The organism is Roseomonas acroporae (genome assembly GCF_023223525.1).
GTDB classification, from domain to species: Bacteria; Pseudomonadota; Alphaproteobacteria; order Acetobacterales; family Acetobacteraceae; genus Roseomonas_E; species Roseomonas_E acroporae.
In genome coordinates, this window is record NZ_JALPRX010000075.1 from 1 (window position 1) to 19,293 (window position 19,293).

At 75.5% G+C, this 19,293-nt stretch carries 20 protein-coding genes; 9 read left to right on the forward strand and 11 right to left on the reverse strand.

From position 1 onward, the window contains the following. The first annotated feature begins 52 nt into the window (after positions 1 to 52). Entirely contained in the window at positions 53 to 307 is a 255-nt protein-coding gene (locus tag M0638_RS17215) for a hypothetical protein (RefSeq protein WP_248668234.1), read from the forward strand. Positions 308 to 478: 171 nt separating this feature from the next. Further along, complete coding sequence (locus M0638_RS17220) at positions 479 to 1,660, forward strand: tyrosine-type recombinase/integrase (protein ID WP_248668235.1); 1,182 nt, start codon at positions 479 to 481, stop codon at positions 1,658 to 1,660. 356 nt (positions 1,661 to 2,016) lie between these two features. Here the strand turns inward: M0638_RS17220 and M0638_RS17225 are convergent, their stop codons facing one another. Next, positions 2,017 to 3,189: a patatin-like phospholipase family protein gene (locus tag M0638_RS17225; protein ID WP_248668236.1), complete on the reverse strand. Its 1,173-nt coding sequence runs from the start codon at positions 3,187 to 3,189 to the stop codon at positions 2,017 to 2,019. Positions 3,190 to 3,504: 315 nt separating this feature from the next. Here M0638_RS17225 and M0638_RS17230 point away from each other — a divergent pair, with 315 nt between their 5' ends. Beyond that, a complete protein-coding gene (locus M0638_RS17230) occupies positions 3,505 to 4,467 on the forward strand; it encodes a hypothetical protein (protein ID WP_248668237.1) in 963 nt (320 codons plus the stop codon). Between the two features lie 222 nt (positions 4,468 to 4,689). Here the strand turns inward: M0638_RS17230 and M0638_RS17235 are convergent, their stop codons facing one another. The 4 genes from M0638_RS17235 to M0638_RS17250 all read right to left on the reverse strand — a co-directional run bounded on the left by M0638_RS17235 (position 4,690) and on the right by M0638_RS17250 (position 7,818). Next, positions 4,690 to 5,568, reverse strand: coding sequence for a 3-hydroxybutyryl-CoA dehydrogenase (locus M0638_RS17235; protein WP_248668238.1), 879 nt, complete (start codon positions 5,566 to 5,568; stop codon positions 4,690 to 4,692). 49 nt (positions 5,569 to 5,617) lie between these two features. Next, positions 5,618 to 6,544 carry an electron transfer flavoprotein subunit alpha/FixB family protein gene (locus M0638_RS17240; protein WP_248668239.1) on the reverse strand — a complete coding sequence of 309 codons (927 nt, stop codon included), beginning with the start codon at positions 6,542 to 6,544 and terminating at the stop codon, positions 5,618 to 5,620. Between the two features lie 3 nt (positions 6,545 to 6,547). Further along, on the reverse strand, positions 6,548 to 7,297 hold the full coding sequence (locus M0638_RS17245) for an electron transfer flavoprotein subunit beta/FixA family protein (RefSeq protein ID WP_248668240.1): 750 nt from the start codon (positions 7,295 to 7,297) through the stop codon (positions 6,548 to 6,550). Between the two features lie 320 nt (positions 7,298 to 7,617). Beyond that, positions 7,618 to 7,818 carry a twin transmembrane helix small protein gene (locus tag M0638_RS17250; protein ID WP_248668241.1) on the reverse strand — a complete coding sequence of 67 codons (201 nt, stop codon included), beginning with the start codon at positions 7,816 to 7,818 and terminating at the stop codon, positions 7,618 to 7,620. 193 nt (positions 7,819 to 8,011) lie between these two features. Between M0638_RS17250 and M0638_RS17255 the strand changes: the two genes are divergently transcribed. After that, positions 8,012 to 10,501: a mechanosensitive ion channel domain-containing protein gene (locus M0638_RS17255; RefSeq protein ID WP_248668242.1), complete on the forward strand. Its 2,490-nt coding sequence runs from the start codon at positions 8,012 to 8,014 to the stop codon at positions 10,499 to 10,501. A 37-nt stretch (positions 10,502 to 10,538) separates the two neighbouring features. Here the strand turns inward: M0638_RS17255 and M0638_RS17260 are convergent, their stop codons facing one another. The 4 genes from M0638_RS17260 to M0638_RS17275 all read right to left on the reverse strand — a co-directional run bounded on the left by M0638_RS17260 (position 10,539) and on the right by M0638_RS17275 (position 12,786). Next, positions 10,539 to 10,697 (reverse strand): hypothetical protein, encoded by a 159-nt coding sequence (locus tag M0638_RS17260; protein ID WP_248668243.1) that lies wholly within the window; start codon positions 10,695 to 10,697, stop codon positions 10,539 to 10,541. Between the two features lie 165 nt (positions 10,698 to 10,862). Next, entirely contained in the window at positions 10,863 to 11,168 is a 306-nt protein-coding gene (locus M0638_RS17265) for an AzlD family protein (RefSeq protein ID WP_248668244.1), read from the reverse strand. Further along, positions 11,165 to 11,845, reverse strand: coding sequence for an AzlC family ABC transporter permease (locus tag M0638_RS17270; protein WP_248668245.1), 681 nt, complete (start codon positions 11,843 to 11,845; stop codon positions 11,165 to 11,167). Before M0638_RS17270 ends, M0638_RS17265 begins: the two co-directional genes overlap by 4 nt. Positions 11,846 to 12,114: 269 nt before the next feature. Then, a complete protein-coding gene (locus tag M0638_RS17275) occupies positions 12,115 to 12,786 on the reverse strand; it encodes a RecX family transcriptional regulator (RefSeq protein ID WP_248668246.1) in 672 nt (223 codons plus the stop codon). Between the two features lie 363 nt (positions 12,787 to 13,149). Here M0638_RS17275 and M0638_RS17280 point away from each other — a divergent pair, with 363 nt between their 5' ends. Then, complete coding sequence (locus M0638_RS17280; protein ID WP_248668247.1) at positions 13,150 to 13,821, forward strand: PRC-barrel domain-containing protein; 672 nt, start codon at positions 13,150 to 13,152, stop codon at positions 13,819 to 13,821. A gap of 120 nt (positions 13,822 to 13,941) precedes the next feature. Here the strand turns inward: M0638_RS17280 and M0638_RS17285 are convergent, their stop codons facing one another. Beyond that, positions 13,942 to 15,243, reverse strand: coding sequence for a glycerate kinase type-2 family protein (locus M0638_RS17285; RefSeq protein WP_248668248.1), 1,302 nt, complete (start codon positions 15,241 to 15,243; stop codon positions 13,942 to 13,944). Between the two features lie 90 nt (positions 15,244 to 15,333). On the opposite strand from M0638_RS17285, the gene M0638_RS17290 reads away from it, so the two are divergent. Then, positions 15,334 to 15,645 carry a DUF1244 domain-containing protein gene (locus M0638_RS17290; RefSeq protein ID WP_248668249.1) on the forward strand — a complete coding sequence of 104 codons (312 nt, stop codon included), beginning with the start codon at positions 15,334 to 15,336 and terminating at the stop codon, positions 15,643 to 15,645. A 388-nt stretch (positions 15,646 to 16,033) separates the two neighbouring features. On the opposite strand, the gene M0638_RS17295 is transcribed toward M0638_RS17290, so the two are convergent. Next, positions 16,034 to 16,267 (reverse strand): hypothetical protein, encoded by a 234-nt coding sequence (locus M0638_RS17295; RefSeq protein WP_248668250.1) that lies wholly within the window; start codon positions 16,265 to 16,267, stop codon positions 16,034 to 16,036. Positions 16,268 to 16,648: 381 nt separating this feature from the next. Here M0638_RS17295 and M0638_RS17300 point away from each other — a divergent pair, with 381 nt between their 5' ends. The 3 genes from M0638_RS17300 (at position 16,649) to M0638_RS17310 (ending at position 19,219) form a co-directional block, all read left to right on the forward strand. Further along, positions 16,649 to 17,257, forward strand: coding sequence for a hypothetical protein (locus tag M0638_RS17300; RefSeq protein ID WP_248668251.1), 609 nt, complete (start codon positions 16,649 to 16,651; stop codon positions 17,255 to 17,257). 254 nt (positions 17,258 to 17,511) lie between these two features. Continuing rightward, positions 17,512 to 18,354: a hypothetical protein gene (locus M0638_RS17305; protein WP_248668252.1), complete on the forward strand. Its 843-nt coding sequence runs from the start codon at positions 17,512 to 17,514 to the stop codon at positions 18,352 to 18,354. Between the two features lie 166 nt (positions 18,355 to 18,520). Then, entirely contained in the window at positions 18,521 to 19,219 is a 699-nt protein-coding gene (locus M0638_RS17310; RefSeq protein WP_248668253.1) for an SDR family oxidoreductase, read from the forward strand. Positions 19,220 to 19,293: the final 74 nt, after the last annotated feature.

Here is a 19,293-nt window from a genome sequence, read left to right on the forward strand (position 1 = left end):
GGGTCAAGAAGAACGACGCCACCGCGCGCCCGGCCGGCGAGGGAGGCGGCGAGTGAGTGACCGGCGCCAGCGCATCGCGCACATCCGCATCTGGCCCACCGACCTCGGCACGTGGTGCGGCAGCACGGGCAGCCGCCAGGAGTGGGCGTTCCGCTGCGCGGAGCACGCGGAGGCGCTGATCGAGCGCGGCTGGAAGCGCGCGCCGTGCCCGGCGTGCGTGCGGGCGATCCTGGCTGTCGACCGCGCGCCGTTCAACCAGGGCGTCATCTACCGGACGCCGGGCGAGGGAGGGGCTGGTGGCGGGTGAGCGTCTGCTGCGCCTTCCCGACCTCCTCTCGCGCCTCGGCTGCGGACGGACATGGCTTCTGGGGCACCTCAAGCGCACGCCGGTCTATGCCGGCGGCCCTACGCACCGACGCTCAGGCCGCCGGATCGTCGCCACCGAAGCCGATTACGCGCGCCTTCTGGAAAGCCTCGCATGCCCCTCGGCAAGCCGTTCCGCCGCTCTCCCAATGGTCCCTTCTACGTGCGCGGCACCGTCCGGGGACAGAGCGTTTTCGAGAGCACGGGCACTACTGACCCCGAGCGCGCCGAGGCGTACCGCGTCCGGCGAGAGAACGAAATCTGGGACCGGGCCATCCACGGGGCCCGGGCCGTCGTCACCTTCGCGGAGGCGGTCGAAAGCTACCTGAAGGAGGAGGAGCGCCGACCGGACACGAAGAGGCTGGTGGCGCGCCTGCTGGACCACTTCGGCCTGATGCAGCTCGGGACCGTCAACCAGGAGGCGCTGGATCGGGCGTACCCGATCCTCCTGACCTCGAAGGCCGGCCCCGCCACGCGGCTGCGGGCGGTGCTGACACCCCTGCGGGCCATCATGGAACACGCGGCGATCCGGGGCTGGTGTGCCAGACCCGCCTTCAAGACGCCGAAGGTCGCCAAGGTGCCGACCATCTACCTGCGTCCGTCCGAGGTCGCCGCCCTGATCGTCAACGCGGCACCGCACCTGCGCCCTCTTCTGGTGTTCCTGGCCGGCACCGGCTGCCGGATGAGCGAGGCGCTCGAACTCGAATGGTCGTCGGTGGACCTGCGTGGATCCCGGGCGACCGTCTGGCAGAAGCAGGGGAACGAGCGCGACGTGGACCTCGCGCCGGTGGTGGTCGCGGCCCTATCCGGGTTGCCGCACCGTGAGGGGCCGGTGTTTCGGCCGGGCGGGCGCCGCACGACGACCGGCCTGGGGCGAGGCAAAACGAAGGGCAAGTCCCCTTCCCTCGCCTACCGCTCCACCGGGCGCGCCGGCGGCAACCAGATCAGGAGCGGATGGCGGACAGCCTGCCGCAAGGCCGGCTTGCCAGGACACTGGCACGTCTGGACGCCGGCGGGCGCCAAGGAGACGAAGCGGCAGTGGGTGGCCGACATCTCCCCGCACGACCTGCGTCACACCTGGGCGAGCTGGGACTACTGCCTGCACAGCGATTTGCTGGGGCTGCGGGACCGGGGCGGGTGGAGCACCATCACCATGGTCACCCGGTACGCCAAGAAGATGCCCGCCGCCTACCGGAAGGAGATTATTGCGTTTCTGAATGGAAGAGCACAGGGCGTGCAAGCCGCACTGCGCGACGTGGAGCTTGTAGTCAGCAAAACGAAGGATCGGAAATCCTGAACCCCTTCACACGGCGGGGGTCACAGGTTCAATCCCTGTCGCGCCCACCATCCCCTGCCCTCGCGGCAGGCGATGGAGTCCACCTGGAAATCCGCCCGGCGCAGGGCGGGGCGCCCGGCCAGGCCGGGCGGTATCGAAGGGAGCCTCGCGGCTCCCTTTTCCATGTCGGGGAGCCCCCCGGCTCCCTTTTCCATGTCCCGGCCTCCATGTCCCAGCGGCCTTTAGAGCCGATCCAGCCTGACTTTATCAGGCCGGAACGGCTCTAGCCTTTGATTTTTCGCATTTTCCGAGCCGCTGAGCGAGGAGGCTCAGCTTGAAAATGCTCCAGGGCGGCCTCCGGGTCGCGGCGGCCCCCCCTACTCCGCCGCCAGCGCCGGCCACGCCGCGCCGAGGCTCGGCCCCGCGAAGCCGTCGAGGTCGAACGTCGAGCGCCGGCCCACCGAATCGAGGTTCGCCGCCAGCCAGCGATCGGCGCTCTCGACGCCCAGGGCGCGCATCTGCCGCAGGAAGGCCCAGCTCGAATCGAGCGCGCTGCCCTGGCGCAGGGCGCGGAACGCCTCCTCGGCACCGATCATGTGCAGCCTGGCCTCGCGCAGCCGGCGCAGCGGCACGGTGTCCGCCCGCACGCCGTCGAGCAGGCGCTGCGCCGTGGCCACCGAGCCGATCTCGTGCCGCAGCGCCGCGTCGAAGCCGATCTCGGCGGCGCGGGACAGCACCGCCTCCGAGGCGTTCGGCACCTCCGGCCGCTCCACCGGGCCGGTGCGCACGATCAGCACGTCGGGCGGCGCGCCGGCCTCGATCAGCGGCCGCACCGGCGGGTTGGAGCTGTAGCCGCCATCCCAGTACGCCTCGCCCTCGATCTCCACCGCCTGGAAGATCTGCGGCAGGCAGGCGGAGGCGAGCAGCGCCTCGGCCGTCACCTCGCGGTCGCGGAACAGCCGCGCCTCGCCGGTGCGCACGCGGGTGGCCGAGACCACGAGGGTGGGCGCGCCCGGCGTGCCGAAGGCCGAGGGATCGAGCAGCCCGTCCAGGATGCCGCGCAGCGGGTTCACCGAGAGCGGGCCGGCATTGGCCGCGACCGCGAGGCCGCGATGGGTGCGGCGGATCGCCTCCAGCATCGGGGCGAGCATGCCGCCGAAGGCGTGCAGCCAGGCGCCGCCCGGCAGGTCGGGCGAGCCGGAGGCGACCGCGACGCGGCGCCAGAGCGTCTCCAGCAGGCGCTTCGCCTCGGCGCGGCCCGCCTCGGAGCCACCGGTCGCGCCGCCGGGCGCCGATCCCTCGGCATCCCCCTCGGCGGCCCCCTCGGCATCCCCCTGGGCCGTCTTCCGAGCCGCCCCCTCGGCAGCCCCCTGGGCCAGCCCCTGGGCCAGCATCGCCGCGTTCAGGGCGCCGGCGCTGGTGCCGCTCACCACCTCGATCCGCAGCGACGGTTCGTCCAGCAGGCGGTCCAGGACACCCCAGGCGAAAGCCCCGAGAGAGCCCCCGCCCTGCAGGGCCAGGGTGACGGGGCGGATATGCGTGCTTGCCATGTCGTACTTCGATTCCTGTGACGGATAAGGCAGCTTTCCTGGACGACCTCCGCGCGGGCATGGGCGGGACGGGCACGGCGTGCCGCGCCCCATGCTGCAACGCAGCAAGGAATGGGGTGGCGGCATGGCCGGCGCCACCACCGCCCGGATCACATTGGGGTGGAGGGGAGGCCCTGCCGGCGGGGAAACCGGGCTTCCGGGGGCCTCGGGGGCCGCGGGCCCGGCGGAACGGCAGGGCGCGGGCGATCCGGCCGAATTGATTTGACCCCGCACCGAACTGCTGCAGGCTGGCCCGACGCCGGAACCAGGACCGCCATGGCCGCCGCCCGCCGCCTCGCCACCGCCATCGGCCTTGCCATCCTGTCGCCGGCGGCCATGGCCCAGACGCCATTCGACGAGTTCCGCCGCGAGTTGCGGACCCTGCGCCTGGGCAACACGCTGCAAGCGCTGAGCGTGTTCGGCGGCACGCCGGGCATCGGCGCGGCGAACTACTCGGCGGACGGGCTCGACATCAGCACCTACAAGCTGCCCGTCGCCCACGGCTTCGCGCCGTTCGGGCACCCCTATCTGAACCGGATCGCCCCCTATGTGGAGCTGACCCTCGGCTATCTCGGGGCGCGCGCCGGGGGCACGATCACGCTCGATCCGCTGCCGGCCACCGCGCTGCGGACGGATTTCCGCACCTACACCGCGCTGGCCGGCGGCGGCTTCGAGCTCCTCCTGACCGAGGAGGTGCGGGTCCGCCCGATCCTGCTGCTCGGCTACTCGCGCGTCGAGGCCGACACGCGCTTCGGCGGCCCGCTGGCGGGCACGCTGGAGAGCCTCACCGGCGGCATCCTCGGCCGGATCAGGAGCGACAACGCGATGATCGGCGGCGCGCTGGAGATCGCCTACGACCACCGCTTCGCGGGCGACCTGCGGCTGCGCGGCAAGCTGCGCTACAACCAGATCCACGCCTCCGCCTACAGCGCGAGCGACGGCGTCTTCAAGAGCGACGGCACCTTCGGCGCGGGCACGCTGCGGCTGGAGCTGAACGGGCCGACCGGCCGGCAGATGTTCGGCCGGGAGCTGCGCTGGCTCGGCTACACGGGCGGCACGGTGTTCACCGGGCCGCGGCGCAGCGCGCTCGGCTTCGGCGAGTTCGCCGAGTTCGGCGGCGGCCTGGAGCTGGTGGACCGGAACGTCGTGCGCGGCGTGGAGGGCGTCGCCCTGCGCGGCTCCGGCATCGTCGGAAACGGGGTGACGGGGTGGTCGGTGGGGCTGTCGCTGGCGTTCTGAGCCGCGCGGCCCGGCCCGCTCTGGAGGACCGCCGCCCCGGAGCGGGCCGCGCCCGCGGATCGGAGGCGGGCCGCGACCGCGAACCGAAGGCGGGCTGCGCCCGCGGGGTACAAAGGCGGGCTGCGCCCGCGGGGGCACAAAAGCGGGCTGCGCCCGCGGGGCAGCGGACACCGGGGGCGGCGCGAGGCCGTCCCCTGGCCCGCCACCGGTCCGGGAAGGCCGTCAGCGCGTCGGCTTCGGCGGGTCCTGGGCGTAGTCGTAGAAGCCGCGCCCGGTCTTGCGGCCGTACCAGCCGGCCGCGACGTACTGCCGCAGCAGCGGGCAGGGGCGGTACTTGCCGTCGCCGAGCCCCTCGTGCAGCACCTCCATCACGGCGAGGCACACGTCGAGGCCGATGAAGTCGGCCAGTTCCAGCGGCCCCATCGGGTGGTTGGCGCCGAGCTTCAGCCCGGCGTCGATCGAGGCGATGTCGCCCACGCCCTCGTGCAGCGCGACGATCGCCTCGTTGATCATCGGCACCAGCACGCGGTTGACGATGAAGCCCGGCATGTCCTCGGCCATCGCCGTGGTCTTGCCGAGCCGCTTCGCCAGCGCCAGCACCGCCTGCGTGGTCGCTTCCTCCGTGGCGAGGCCGCGGATCACCTCGACCAGCTTCATCACCGGCACGGGGTTGAAGAAGTGCATGCCGATGAAGCGGCCGGGCCGGTCGGTCGCGGCGGCGAGCTTCGTGATCGAGATCGAGGAGGTGTTGGAGGCGATGATCGCCGCCGGCTTCAGCTTCGCGCAGAGCGCCTTCAGGATCTCGACCTTGAGGCCCTCGCGCTCGGTCGCGGCCTCGATCACGATGTCGCAGTCGGCGAGCAGGGACTGGTCGGTGCCGGTCGCGATGCGGCCGAGGGCGGCCTGCTTGTCCGCCTCGGTCGCCGCGCCCCGCTTCACCTGCCGGTCGAAGTTCCTGCCGATGGTGGCGAGCGCCTTGTCGAGCGCCGCCTGCTGCACGTCCACCAGCACGACGGGCAGCCCGGCGGCCGCCGAGACATGGGCGATGCCGTTGCCCATGGCGCCGGCGCCGATGACGCCGACCTTGGCGATCTCCGGCATGTCCCCTGGCACGACCCCTGGCACGCCCCCTGGCACCGCCCCGCCCATCCTACTTCTCCAGCTCGGCTTCGATCTCGGGGATGACCTTGAACAGGTCGCCGACGAGGCCGTAGTCGGCGACCTGGAAGATCGGCGCCTCCTCGTCCTTGTTGACCGCCACGATCACCTTGCTGTCCTTCATGCCGGCGAGGTGCTGGATGGCGCCCGAGATGCCGAAGGCCATGTACAGCTCCGGCGCCACGATCTTGCCGGTCTGGCCGACCTGGTGGTCGTTCGGCGCGTAGCCGGCATCGACCGCGGCGCGCGAGGCGCCGACCGCGGCGCCCAGCTTGTCGGCGATCTTGTCGAGGACGTGGAAGTTCTCGGCCGAGCCCATGGCGCGGCCGCCGGAGACGACGACTCGCGCCGCCGTCAGCTCCGGCCGCTCGGACTTGGCGATCTCGGCGCCGACGAAGGTGGAGGTGCCGGGATCCGCGGCCGGGGCGGCGGCCTCGATGGCGGCCGAGCCGCCCTCGGCGGCGGCCGGGTCGAAGCTCGCGGCGCGCACGGTCAGCACCTTCTTCGGGTCGGCCGACTTGACCGTCGCCAGCGCGTTGCCGGCGTAGAAGAAGCGCTGGAAGGTGTCGGCGTCGACCACGCCCGAGATGTCGGAGATGGGCTGCACGTCGAGCAGCGCGGCGACGCGCGGCATGACGTTCTTGCCCGTGGCGCTGCCCGGCGCCAGCAGGTGGGTGTAGCCCGGCGCCAGCGCCACCAGCAGGGCTGCGGTGGGCTCGGCGAGGCCGTGCGCCAGCGCCTCGCCCTCGGCCTTCAGCACCTTCGCGACGCCCGCCACCTTGGCGTGCGCCTCGGCGCCGGCCGGGTCGAGGACCAGGACATGCACCTCGGGGTCGATCTTCGCGGCGGCGGCGATGGCCGAGCGGGTGGGCTGGGTGACGGCGCCGCCGGCCAGGTCGGCGAGAACGAGAACGGCCATGGCTCAGATCACCTTCGCTTCGTTGCGCAGCTTGCTCACCAGCTCGGCGGCCGAGGCCACCTTGACGCCGGCCTTGCGCTTGGGCGGCTCCTCGACCTTGAGCGTGGTCAGGCGCGGGGTGGGATCGACGCCGAGATCGGCCGGCTTCTTGGTCTCGATCGGCTTCTTGCGCGCCTTCATGATGTTGGGCAGCGAGGCGTAGCGCGGCTCGTTCAGGCGCAGGTCGGTGGTGACGATGGCGGGCAGCTTCAGCTTCACCGTCTCGAGGCCGCCGTCGATCTCGCGCGTCACGGTGGCGAAGCCGTCGGCGATCTCGACCTTGGAGGCGAAGGTGCCCTGCGGCCAGCCGAGCAGGGCCGCCAGCATCTGGCCGGTCGCGTTCATGTCGTCGTCGATCGCCTGCTTGCCGAGGATGATCATCCCCGGCTGCTCGGCCTCGGCGATCGCCTTGAGGATCTTGGCGACGGCGAGCGGCTCCAGCGGGCCGTCATGCTCGACCAGGATGCCGCGGTCCGCACCCATGGCGAGCGCGGTGCGGATCTGCTCCTGGCACTGCGCGACGCCGATCGAGACGGCGACGATCTCGGTCGCGACGCCCTTCTCCTTGAGGCGCACCGCCTCCTCGACCGCGATCTCGTCGAAGGGGTTCATCGACATCTTGACGTTGGCCGTCTCGACGCCGGTGCCGTCCGCCTTCACGCGGACCTTCACGTTGTAGTCCACCACCCGCTTGACGGGGACGAGAAGCTTCATCGCTCGATTGCGTCCTTTGGCCGTGTCCTGAAGGGATTTGGGGGCGCCGGAAGCCCCGGGGAGGGCGGCTCGGGTCTCCGGGCCCGCGCGGCGGGCGGGCGAACGGGCCCGGCCGCGCCCGGGCCACGCGGCCTTGCCCCCACGAATGCGGCGCCGACCATAAGGCCGGGTCTCGGGGAGTGTCAAAACGTGCCGGGGTCGGCATGGCGGCGGCGCGGTCGGGACGCGGCGGGCACGCCGCGCCGGCGTTCCGCCCGGCCCCGCGCATTCCCGCCGGGCGCCCCCCCGCGCCCGCCCGATTCGCGCCGTCCCCGGCCGCGTCATCCGGGGCGGCGCAGCAGGTAGAGCAGCAGCAGGAAGAGCAGCAGCGTGACGCCCTGCAGCATCACGCGCCAGCGCATCAGCGCGTTGGAGCGCTCGCCGGTCGAGGTGCCGCGCACCAGGCCGAGCATGCCGGCGAACAGGACGCCGAGCGTGGCCAGCATGCCGAGGCCGACCAGGATGGCGAGCAGCGTGATCATGCGCCACCATCTGGCATCCCGCCGCCGTTGCGCAACGGGGCGCCTCGCGCGGCCCGGCGGGCGGCAGGGCGCCGGGCGCCGCCGGGGCCGCGGGGCTCACGTCGGCGTGTGCCGCCCTCGGGCCGGGCGGGCGGGCCGGCCGCCGGCGCTTGACCGCGCCCCCCGGGATCGGGTTCGTGCGCGGCCCATGACCATGCCACGACGCCTCCGCCCCCTGCTCGACGCCCTCCGGCTCGTCGCCATCTGGTCGATCCTGGCCGCTCCCCTGCCGGCCCTGGCCCAGCCGGCCTCCCCGTCGCCGGCCCCGTCCGCCGCCCCGGCGGGGCCCGCCCCCTCGGCCGGCGCCGCGCCGCACGCGGGCGGGCATGCCGTGCCCGGTCTGGCCGTGCCCGGTCTGGCGCCCGGGGATGCCACGCACCTGCTCGGCGTGCTCCAGGACGAGGGCAGGCGGGCCGAGCTGGTGCGCACGCTGCGGGCCCTGGCCGCCGCGCAGGCCGTGGCGGGCGGCGGCGCGGCCGGTGCCGCGGCGCCGGCGGGCGCCGCCGCGGCACCGGCCGCCGGGTCGGCGGCCCCGGCGGCGGCCCCGGCGGCGGCCCCAGGGACGGCCCCGGGGGCGGCACCCGCCGCCCCGGCCGCCCCGCTGCTGGCGCCGGACACGCTGGGGGCGCAGGTGCTGGCCGGCGCCGAGGAGCGGCTGGACAGCCTCTCGCGGCAGATCGTGACGGGCTTCCGCGCCGTCACCGACCTGCCGACCATCATGGGCTGGGCCAGCGACCTGGCGCGCGACCCGGTGGCGCGCACGCGCATCACCGACGCGCTGTGGAAGGTGCTGGTGGTGCTGGCGGCGGCGGGCCTCGCGCAGTGGCTGGTCTGGCGGGCGCTGGCGCGTCTGCGCGACCGGCTCGACGCGCTGGCGCCGGTCAACGGCACGCTCAGCCGTTGGCAGATCGTGCTGCGCCGGGTGCCGCTGGTGCTCGGGCGGCTGCTGCTCGACCTCGTGCCGGTGGCCGCCTTCGCCGCCGCCGCCTACGCGACGCTCGGCGTGGTGCAGCCGCTCTTCACCACGCGGCTGATCACCATCAGCGCGGTCAACGCCTACATCGTCAGCGCCATCGTGATGGCGCTGGCGCGCATGCTGCTCTCGCCCGCCTCGTCGCACCTGCGGCTGCTGCCGCTCTCGGACGAGACGGCCTCCTACGTCCGGCGCTGGCTGCGGCGCATCGTGCTGACCGGCGTCTTCGCCTACTCGATCGCCGAGGCCGGGCTGCTGTTCGGCCTGCCCTGGGCGGCGCACGACGCCATCCTCAAGCTGATGGCGCTGGTGATATCGCTGATGCTGGTCACGGTGGTGCTGCAGAAGCGCGCCGCCGTGGCCGACGCGCTGCGCGCCCCGCCGCTGCCCGAGGGCGAGACGGCGCATGGCGGGCGGCAGTTCCTGCGCTCGCTGCGCAACTGGCTGGCGGGGGCGTGGCACCTGCTCGCCATCCTCTACCTGCTGGCCTTCTGGGGCGTCTGGGCGCTGGAGGTCGAGGACGGGGTGACGCGGCTGCTGCGCGTCTCGGCGGTCACCCTGCTGATCCTGGCCGCGGCGCGGCTGGCGGATGCCGGGCTGCGCCGGCTGGTCGCCTACCTGTTCCGTGCCAACCCCGCCTTCGCCGGCCGCCACCCGGGCCTGGAGGCGCGCACCAGCCGCTACGCCCCCATCGCCAAGGCGCTGCTCTCGGGGGCGATCACCTTCGCCACCCTGATCTGCCTGCTGCAGGCCTGGGGCGCCGATGCCTTCGGCTGGTTCACCACCGGCCGCCTCGGCACCCGCCTGCTCGGCGCCGCCACCTCGATCGGCATCACGCTGCTGATCGCGGTGGTGGTGTGGGAGGCGGCCAACGGCGCCATGGCGCGCTACCTCGCCCGGCTCCAGCGCGACGCCAAGGCGGCCCGCTCGGCCCGCGCCCGCACCCTGCTGCCGATGCTGCGCACGGCGCTGTTCGTGGTGATCGCGGCCTTCGTGGTGCTCTCGACCCTCTCCGAGATCGGCGTCAACGTGGCGCCGCTGCTGGCCGGCGCCGGCGTGATCGGCCTCGCCGTCGGCTTCGGCTCGCAGAAGCTGGTGCAGGACGTGATCACCGGCATCTTCCTGCTGTTCGAGGACGCGGTGGCGGTGGGCGACACCTGCACCCTCGGCGGGCTGACCGGCGTGGTGGAGCAGCTCTCGATCCGCGCCATCAAGCTGCGCGCGCTGGACGGCAGCGTGCACATCATCCCCTTCTCGGCCGTGACCACCGTGACCAACGCGACGCGCGACTTCGGCTTCGCGGTGATCGACAGCACGGTGATGTACGGCGAGAACCTGGCCTGCGTGTACGACGCGATCCGGCAGGTGGGCGCCGAGCTGCGCGCCGAGCCGCGCTGGGGCGGCGTGATCCGCGACGACATCGACGTGATGGGCGTGGACAAGCTGATCGACATCGGCATGGTCGTGCGCGCGCGCATGAAGACCGACCCGTCGCAGCGCATGCCGGTGGCGCGCGAGCTGAACCGGCGCGTGCAGGAGCGCTTCGAGGCGCTGGGCATCCGCGTGCCCTCCGCCTACTACAAGGCGCCGCCCGAGCCGCCGCCGCCGGAGCCCGAGCCGAAGGCGGAGGAGCAGGCCGGGATGCCGCCGGCGCGCCTGGCGCGCGCCTGAACGGCCCGGCGCCGGCCGGTGCCCGTCACCGGCCGCGTCACCGGCCGCGCCACAGGCCCAGCGCGACCAGCACCAGCACCGAGATGGCGAGGCCGAACATCGCCGACACCACCTCGAAATTCGGCGAATCGCGGGCGATGAAGAAGGCCGCGAGACCGCCGCCCGCCGAAAGCACCAGCCGTATCAGCAATCCCATGCCGCCTCTCCGTGTTTCCGGTGGCGGCCGTTCTACACCGATGGCGGGGGCCGCGCCCTCCCGCCGGGGACCGGGGCGGGCCTCGCCGGAGCCGTGCCGGCCTCGGCCCTCCGATCCGGCGCGTCTTCCGAGCCGCCGGGCGCGTGCGCCCGGCCCGGGAACGCCCTACGCCGCCAGCGACGCCGCCCAGGCCGCGCCGATCCCCGCCAGCATGGCCAGGCCGAGGTTGCGCGTCGCCACCTGCACGCCGACCACCGCCGCCGCCCCGGCCCAGCTCGCCACGCCGCCCGCCAGCAGCGCCGGCGCCACGTAGGCCACGAACAGCGCCCCCGGCAGGTGCTGGAGCATCGCCTGGGCGAAGCGCGGCAGCCGCACCGCGCGCAGCACCGCGTAGCCGCCGGCGCGGCAGAGATAGGTCGCCGCCCACATGCCGAGGATGGCGAGCAGCGCGTCCCAGCGCAGCGTCGTCACCGGTGTCCCCCGGGGGCGCGCGGCCCGGGGGCGGCCTCCATCGCCGCGCCGGCGGCGGCCCCCGAGAGCGCGCCCGCGAGCACCGGCCAGGGAGCGCCGAGCCCGGCGCGGTTCGCCGCCACCGCGACCGCCGCCGCGACGCCCCAGGGCACGAGGTCCCGCGCGCCGCGCCAGAGCGGCACCAGCATGCCGACGAAGGCGCCGAGCCCGGCGAAGAACAGCGGGTGGCCGGGCGGCAGGCGCACCACGTCGGCCAGGGTGTGGCCGAGCATCGTGGTGCCCACCCATTGCAGCCAGATGCAGAAGCCGGTGCCGAGCAGGAAGCCGGCGTCGCGGCCGCCGCTGCGCATCTCGGCCACCGACAGGGCGAAGGAATGGTCCACCAGCGTCAGCAGCGTGCCCCAGACCCGCCAGCCGCGCAGCCGGTCGAGCCAGGGCGCCAGCACCGCGCCCATCGGCGCCATGCGGAGGTTGACGGCGAGCGCCGCCAGCGCCGCGGCGAGCGGCGAGACCGGGTCCTGCCACAGGTCGAGCGCCACGAGCTGGGCGGCGCCGGCATAGACCAGCCCGCTCATCAGCGTGGCCTCGAGCAGCGACAGCCCCTTGCCGGCCGCCACGATGCCCACCACGAGGCCGACCGGCGCGAAGCCGATCAGCAGCGGCACGGCGCGACGCATGCCGCGGCGGAACCCGGCCCGGGTGAAGACGACCGGGGCGGGGCCGGGCGACGGGGGAGCCGGCGGCGGGGTGCCAGGGGACGGGGTTCCAGGGGATGGGAGGCTGCGCCGGGCCGGGCCGGAAGGCACGGAGCCCGACGGCGCGAGGCCGGCCGATGCGGAGGCGGACGGCGCGGAGGCGGGCGGCACGGGACTGGGAGGCACGGGACTGGGAGGCACGGGGCTGGGAGGCGGCGGGGCGCCGCGCGCGGGTTCCGGCACGGCGCGGCTCAGCCCCGGCGATGCGCGAGGAGGCGCGATTCGGCCTCGCCCGGGTCCAGCGACAGCGCCGACTCGGCCACGTCGCGCGCGAAGCCGGCGCGCGCCAGGGCCGCCAGGGCCCGCGCGCCGGCCGCCGGGTCGCCGGCCACGTCGGCATCGGCCGGACCGGCGGCCGAACCGGCGGCCGGCCGGGCGAAAGGACCGAGCCGGCGGCGGCGGCAATAGGCGAGCGCCGCGGCGAGCTCCGCCTCCCGCGTCTCCGGCAGCGCGGCGGCCGCGGCGTCGGCGGGCACGCCCCTGGCGGCGAGGTGCGCGGCGATGGCGCGGCGGGAGCGGCCGGCGCGGTTCAGCCGCGCGGCGCGGGCATTGGCGAAGGCGGCATCGTCCACCGCGCCGGCCGCGACCATCCGGCCCGCCACGGCGGCGGCCTCGGCGCGCAGGGCGGCGAGGGTACGCGCCACGCCCTCGGGCTCGGCGCCGGCCGCCTCGGCGCGGCGCGCCCAGCGCTCGACGCGCCGGACCAGGACGCGGCGCAGCCCGGCCTCGGTGGCGGCGAAGCGGGCGAGGTGGTCGAGCGCCGCCTGCTGCAGGCGCGCGGCATCCGGCGGCGGGCCGGCCTGGGCCGCCGCGCCGCGCCGACGATGCGGGCCCGTGCCGCCCGACTCCCCGTTCTCCCGCATGCCGCGCACTCTGCCACGCGGGCCGGGCGGCGGCGAGGACGCCGCATGCCGGGCGGCGCGAGGACGCCGCGGGCGGGTCCGTCGCCGCCCTGCACGGGCCCCGACCTGCGCGGGGCGGCCTCGCGCACGGGGTCGGAGGGGCGGGCGGCCATGCGCCGGGCGGGGCGGCGTGCCGGTCCGCGTTCATGCGGGCCGGCATCGGGGCCGGGTCCGGGCGGGCAACTTTCGGGGGGTGCCGGTGTTCCGGGGCGGTGTCCGATGAAGGCGCCTTCCGGCGGGCGCCCTTCCGACGCGGCGGCCCGACGCAGCGGTCGGGCGCCGCCGGGGCACGTCCAGCAACCGGAAGAGGAAGGCCCGACCGCCATGGTCACGCACAGGACCCTGCTCGGCACGACCGCCGCCGCCGCGCTTCTCGCCGCCCCGCTGCTCGCCTTCGGCCCCTCGCTCGCCTTCGGGCAGACGGCGCCGACCGGCAGCGCGATGCAGCGTTCCACCGCCGGCACCGACACGCCCGCCAATCCCGGCACGCCGGGCACCGGCCCGATCAGCCCCGGCCCGACCGGCACCGGCGCGACCAGCACCGGCGCGACCAGCACCGGCGCGACCAGCACCGGTCCGACTGGCACCGGCCCGACCGGAACCAGCCAGGCGGGCACCAGCACGACCAGCACCGGCACGCCGTCCGCGACCGCCGGCGCCGCGCCGTCCGGCACCGCGATGCAGGTCGACACGATGCGGCTGGCGCAGGGCCAGCGCGCCAGCAAGGTGATCGGCGCCACCATCTACAACGAGAACAACGAGAGCATCGGCTCGGTGGACGACCTGATCGTGGCCAGCGCCGGGCAGAACGCGGCGCCGGTGGCCATCCTCTCGGTAGGCGGCTTCCTCGGCATCGGCTCGAAGCTGGTGGCGGTGCCGTTCGACCGGCTGCAGTGGAACGGCGACAGCAACCGCTGGCTCCTGGTCGGCGCCACCAAGGACAGCCTGACCGCGCTGCCGACCTTCGCGTACAACAGCGTCGGCTCGAACCGCTGAGGCCGGCGGGGCGCGCGCCCGCGACGGACGCGTGCCGCCGGTCCGGGGGTCTCCGCGGCCGCCCCACCAACCCCGCGCGCGATACCGGCCCGCACAAGTCAGGACTGGTGCGGGCCGGTATCAGACCACCAGCACCGCCCGGAAATCGTTGACGTTGGTCAGGGTCGGGCCGGTCACGACGAGGTCGCCGAGCGCCGCGAACAGCCCGTAGCTGTCGTGCCCGGCCAGCACCGCGCGCGGGTCGAGACCCGCCGCGCGGGCACGGGCCAGCGTGTCCGGCGCCACCAGCGCGCCGGCCGCGTCCTCGCTGCCGTCGATGCCGTCGGTGTCGCCGGCCACGGCCCAGAGTCCGGGCTCGCCCTCCAGCGCCAGGGCCAGGCCGAGCAGGAACTCGGTGTTGCGGCCGCCCCGCCCCGGCTTCGCCGTGCCCGGCGTTGCCTTGCCCAGCGTCACCGTCCCCTCGCCGCCCGAGAGCAGCACGGCCGGTGCCGCCAGCGGGTGGCCGTGCAGGCGCGCGGAGCGCGCGATGCCGGCCATCACCGTGCCGATGCCGCGCGCCTCGCCCTCCAGCGCGTCGCCCAGGATCAGCGGCGCGAGGCCCAGGGCGCGGGCGCGCGCGGCCGCGGCCTCCAGCGCCATCAGCGGCGTCGCGATCATGCGGAATTCGGCGCGGGCGAGGCGCGGGTCGCCGGCCTTCGGCGTCTCCTCGGCCGCCGCGTCGAGATGCGCGGCGACGGCGGGCGGCAGGTCGATGCCGTAGTGCCGCACCAGGGCACGCGCCTCGGCGAAGGTCGTGGGGTCGGGCACGGTGGGGCCGGAGGCGATCACCGCCGGGTCGTCGCCCGGCACGTCGGAGATGGCCAGCGTCACCACCCGCGCCGGGTGCGCCGCCGCCGCGAGCCGCCCGCCCTTGATCGCCGAGAGGTGCCGGCGCAGGCAGTTCATCTCGCCGATCGTGGCGCCGGAGGCGAGCAGGGCGCGGTTCACCCCCTGCTTGTCGGCCAGCGTCAGCCCCGGCGCCGGCAGCGACAGCAGCGCCGAGCCGCCGCCGGAGACCAGCACCAGCACGAGGTCGTCGGGCGAAAGGCCGCGCACCAGTTCCAGGATGCGGCGCGCCGCCCGCTCGCCGGCGGCGTCGGGAACGGGGTGGGAGGCTTCCGCCACCTCGATGCGTCGCGTCGGCACGGCGTGGCCGTAGCGGGTGACGACGAGGCCCGCGAGCGCCACGTCGGGCCAGGCGGCCTCGACCGCCGCCGCCATCAGCGCCGCCGACTTGCCGGCGCCGACCACCACCACGCGTCCCCGCTCCGGCGGCGCCGGCAGGTGGCGCGCCAGCACCGCGCGCGGATCGGCCGCGCGCACCGCCGTGTCGAACAGATCCCGCAGCGCGCCGCGCGCCGCCGCGTCGGTCCAGCCCGTCATCGCGTGCGATCCCGCCTCCCCCGTGCGGGGCGCAGTATGGCGCAGGCGGGACGGATGGACCATGTGTCGGCACGAAGGAGGACCCGAACCATGCCCGTCCCCGGGATCGACGACGCCACCCGCACCGAGCTGGAGGCCGCGGCCTTCCGCCGCCTGGTGGAGCACCTGCGCGAGCGCAGCGACGTGCAGAACATCGACCTGATGAATCTCGCCGGCTTCTGCCGGAACTGCCTCTCGCGCTGGTACCGCGAGGCGGCCGAGGCGCGCGCCGTGCCGCTGACCGACCCGGAGGCGCGGGAGATCGTCTACGGCATGCCCTACAAGGAGTGGCAGAGGCTGCACCAGAAGGAGGCGACGGCGGAGCAGAAGGCGGCCTTCGCGGCGGCCAACCCCGGGCACTGAGGCGCCGCCGGCGCGCTTCGGCCGCCGACCGCGTTGCGGCGGCGAGGGGACGAGGCGGCCGGACCGCCGGAGCCCCGGCCAGCCCACGGCTCGCCGGGCTAGAGCATTTTCAAGCTGAGCGTCCTCGCTCAGCGGCTCGGAAAATGCGAAAAAATCAAAAGGCTAGAGCCGTTCCGGCCTAACACAGTCAGGCTGGATCGGCTCTAGGGGCGCCGGGCCGGGGCGGCCCATGGCCCCGGGCCGCCGTTCCGTGGCGGCGAGCGCCGGGAACGGGCTCCGGCCGCGGCGCCGGCGGCGGGTGCCGCGGGCGGTGCCCCGCGCCGGCGCGGGGCGACGAGGAGGGGCGGGAGCCGGGCGGCGGCCCGGGCCCTTGCCCGCCCCCGCCGGATCAGGTGCCGCCCTGGCCCGGCTGGTTGCCGCTGCCGACGCCGCCGGAGCCGCCGGGCCGGGTCGGCACCGGCACGCCGCCGCCGGAGGCGCTGCCGCCGATCGAGCCGGTCGGTCGGTTCGCGCTGGGCGCCACCGGATCGCCGATCGTGCGGGCGGGGCCGGGGCCCGGGGTCGGCTGGCAGGCCGCCAGGCCGAGAAGGAGCAGCGCGGCGCCGGCCATCTGCATGCGCATGGATCGGTTTCCTTATCGTGGCGAGGGGCCGCGGCGGGCGGGCCATGTCCGTGGCCCGTCCCACTCACTCATCCGTCTGCACCCGTCGCGGTTCGTTGCGGGAAAGCCCGCTCTCTACGCCGCGGCGCGCCGCGCGTTCCGTGCCGGACGGCGGGAAGGTGACGAATTGTTCATGGCGGTGCCGTCCTGCCGACGCGCCCCGGCGCGGCGCCGCGCCCCCGCATCCCGCTCCCGGCATCGTGCCCGGCAGGGCGGCCGGGAAAGGCGGCGCCGAGGCAACCCGCTCCGGATCATGACGTTCCCCACGTATCGGCCACGGCGCGATCAAGCAGCGACAAGAATTGATCCGGCCGCGGCAAGAAGAACGAGAGGAACACGACAGTGACACCGAAGATCGCCGGGCTGCTGCTGTGCGGCGCCCTCCTCGGCGCCGGCGGCGCCATGGCCCAGACGACCACCCACCCGGCCGGATCGCCGGCGGGTGCGGGCACCGCGCCCCACGGCACGCCGTCGCAGGATGCGCGGCCACGCGCCACCGCGCCCGTGCCGGGCGCCAACAGCTTCACCGAAGGCCAGGCGCGCGGCCGCATCGAACAGGCCGGCTTCTCCGGCGTGACCGACCTGCGCAAGGACGACAACGGCATCTGGCGCGGCCGCGCGACGCGCAACGGCGCCGCCACCGACGTCGCGCTCGACTACCAGGGCAACGTGTTCTCCGGCGCGGCGGCGGCCGCCGGCCATGTGGGCACCACCACCACGGGCGCGGCGGACCGGCCGGCCGGGGCAAGCGCGCCGCGCGACGGCACGCCCGGCAACCCGCCGGGCACCGCCGCCACCCGCGCCGCGGACCGCGCGGCCGGGACCAACATGAGCGGCGCCTACCCGAACCAGTCCGACGGCACGCCGGCCAACCCGCCCGGCACCGCCGTCGGCCGCGCCGTGGACCGCGCCACGGGCAGCAACACCACCGGCACCAACCCGCAGCGCTAGCCTCCGCGGCGTCAGCCGTTCCCACGCATTCCCGGGCTCCGGGCGGGCATGCCCGGCCCGGGAGTGCGCCAGCCGTGCCTTCCCGGAGGCGGCGCGGGCCCCCTGCCCCGCCGCCCCGCCCCAGGGCCCGTGCTCCTGAACGAGCCGGGCCGTGCCGCATCCCGCCGAGAACCCCGCAACAGCCGGGCCGGCACCCCTCGGGCAGCCTCCGGGCGCCCCCGGGACCGGCGCCGCGACGAATGGAGCGAAACGCCATGGCGACCCGTACCATCGCCCGCATCTTCGACAATCATGCCGACGCCGAGGCCGCCGTGGGCGCGCTGGAGGCGGCGGGCTTCCCGCACGACGACATCAGCGTCATCGCCAGCAACGCCGACAACCGCTACCGCACCGACGCGCCGACGGGAACGGCGGCGGACACGGTGGCGGCCAGGCCGGGCACCGATCCGGCGGTCGACCGCGGCGACACGGCGGAGGCGGCCGAGACCGGTGCCGGAACCGGCGCCACGATCGGCACGGTGCTCGGCGGCGGCGCCGGGCTGCTGGCCGGGCTCGGCCTGCTGGCCATCCCGGGCGTCGGCCCGGTGGTCGCGGCGGGCTGGCTGGTGGCGACGCTGGCCGGCGCCGGCGTCGGCGCGGCGGCGGGCGGCCTGCTCGGCGGCCTGACCGGCGCCGGCATCAGCGAGACCGACGCGCATGTCTACGCCGAGGGCGTGCGCCGCGGCGGCAACCTCGTCACCGTGCGGACCGAGGACTCGCGCGCGGCCGAGGCCGAGTCGATCCTGGCGCGCTACAACCCGGTGGACACGGCCGCGCGCGGCGCCGAGTACCGGGCCGGCGGCTGGACCGGCTACGACCCGCAGGCGCCGGTCAAGCCCGCCTCCGGCGCGCCGGACGGCACGCCCGGCAACCCGCCGGGCACCGCCGCCACCCGCGCCCTCGACCGCACCGCCGGCACCAACGTGAGCGGCGCCTATCCGGAGCAGTCGGACGGCACCCCGCGCAACCCGCCGGGCACCGCCGCCGAGCGGGCGCTCGACCGCACGATCGGGACCAACACCAGCGGTGCGAACCCGCAGCACGGCAGCCGGGTCTGACACCGGCGGCGGCCGCCGGGAGGCGGCCGTCGCGGCCGGAAACGAATGGGGACGGCGCGGCGAAGCCTTTCGCCGCGCCGTTGCCGCGCGCGGCCGGCCCGGGCGCGACGGGACATCGGAGGGTGGGGCATGGTGAAGACGGGGCGGCGGGACGGGAGTCTCTGACATGACCAGGGTGGCGCTCGTCACCGGCGGCGCGCACGGCATCGGCCGCGCCATCGCGCTGCGGCTGCGGCGGGATGGCTGGCGCGTGGTGGTGGCGGACCGGCAGGCGGCGGAATTCGACGGCCCCGTCCGCCTCGTGCGCACGGAGATGAGCGATCCGGCGCAGGTCGAATCGCTGGTGGCCGGCATCGGCGCCACCGAGGGACGCCTGGACGCGGTGGTGTCCAACGCCGGGTTCGGCGTGTGGAAGCCGATCGGCGAATTGACGGTCGCGGAATGGAATTCCGTTCTGGCGACCAACCTGACCGCGCTGTTCCTGCTGGCCAGGCACGGCGAGGCGATGCTGCGCGCGGCACGGGGCGCGATCGTGGCGGTGGCCTCGACCCGGGCGCACCAGTCCGAGCCGGACGGCGAGGCCTATGCGGCGAGCAAGGGCGGCATCGTGGCGCTGACGCACGCGCTGGCGCTGAGCCTGGGCCCGGCGGTGCGGGTGAACTGCATCAGCCCGGGCTGGATCGACGTGAAGGGCGAGGCGCTGCGCCCGGAGGACCACGCGCAGCACCCCGCCGGCCGGGTCGGGCGCCCGGAGGACGTGGCCGGGCTCGCCGCCTGGCTGCTCGGGCCGGAAAGCGGCTTCGTGACGGGCGCGGAGTTCGTGATCGACGGCGGGATGAGCCGGAAGATGATCTACGTGCCGTGACGCGGCGGCGCCCGCCCGGCGCGCCGCCGCGGACGGATCGACGGACGGTGCCGGTCGCGGGGGGGGGGGGGGGC

Coding starts and splice junctions, on each gene's coding strand:
- M0638_RS17220 (WP_248668235.1), top strand. CDS start 479: ATGCCCCTCGGCAAGCCGTTCCGCCGCTCTCCCAATGGTCCCTTCTAC.
- M0638_RS17225 (WP_248668236.1), bottom strand. CDS start 3,189: ATGGCAAGCACGCATATCCGCCCCGTCACCCTGGCCCTGCAGGGCGGG.
- M0638_RS17230 (WP_248668237.1), top strand. CDS start 3,505: ATGGCCGCCGCCCGCCGCCTCGCCACCGCCATCGGCCTTGCCATCCTG.
- M0638_RS17235 (WP_248668238.1), bottom strand. CDS start 5,568: ATGCCGGAGATCGCCAAGGTCGGCGTCATCGGCGCCGGCGCCATGGGC.
- M0638_RS17240 (WP_248668239.1), bottom strand. CDS start 6,544: ATGGCCGTTCTCGTTCTCGCCGACCTGGCCGGCGGCGCCGTCACCCAG.
- M0638_RS17245 (WP_248668240.1), bottom strand. CDS start 7,297: ATGAAGCTTCTCGTCCCCGTCAAGCGGGTGGTGGACTACAACGTGAAG.
- M0638_RS17250 (WP_248668241.1), bottom strand. CDS start 7,818: ATGATCACGCTGCTCGCCATCCTGGTCGGCCTCGGCATGCTGGCCACG.
- M0638_RS17255 (WP_248668242.1), top strand. CDS start 8,012: ATGCCACGACGCCTCCGCCCCCTGCTCGACGCCCTCCGGCTCGTCGCC.
- M0638_RS17260 (WP_248668243.1), bottom strand. CDS start 10,697: ATGGGATTGCTGATACGGCTGGTGCTTTCGGCGGGCGGCGGTCTCGCG.
- M0638_RS17270 (WP_248668245.1), bottom strand. CDS start 11,845: ATGCGTCGCGCCGTGCCGCTGCTGATCGGCTTCGCGCCGGTCGGCCTC.
- M0638_RS17275 (WP_248668246.1), bottom strand. CDS start 12,786: ATGCGGGAGAACGGGGAGTCGGGCGGCACGGGCCCGCATCGTCGGCGC.
- M0638_RS17280 (WP_248668247.1), top strand. CDS start 13,150: ATGGTCACGCACAGGACCCTGCTCGGCACGACCGCCGCCGCCGCGCTT.
- M0638_RS17285 (WP_248668248.1), bottom strand. CDS start 15,243: ATGACGGGCTGGACCGACGCGGCGGCGCGCGGCGCGCTGCGGGATCTG.
- M0638_RS17290 (WP_248668249.1), top strand. CDS start 15,334: ATGCCCGTCCCCGGGATCGACGACGCCACCCGCACCGAGCTGGAGGCC.
- M0638_RS17295 (WP_248668250.1), bottom strand. CDS start 16,267: ATGCGCATGCAGATGGCCGGCGCCGCGCTGCTCCTTCTCGGCCTGGCG.
- M0638_RS17305 (WP_248668252.1), top strand. CDS start 17,512: ATGGCGACCCGTACCATCGCCCGCATCTTCGACAATCATGCCGACGCC.
- M0638_RS17310 (WP_248668253.1), top strand. CDS start 18,521: ATGACCAGGGTGGCGCTCGTCACCGGCGGCGCGCACGGCATCGGCCGC.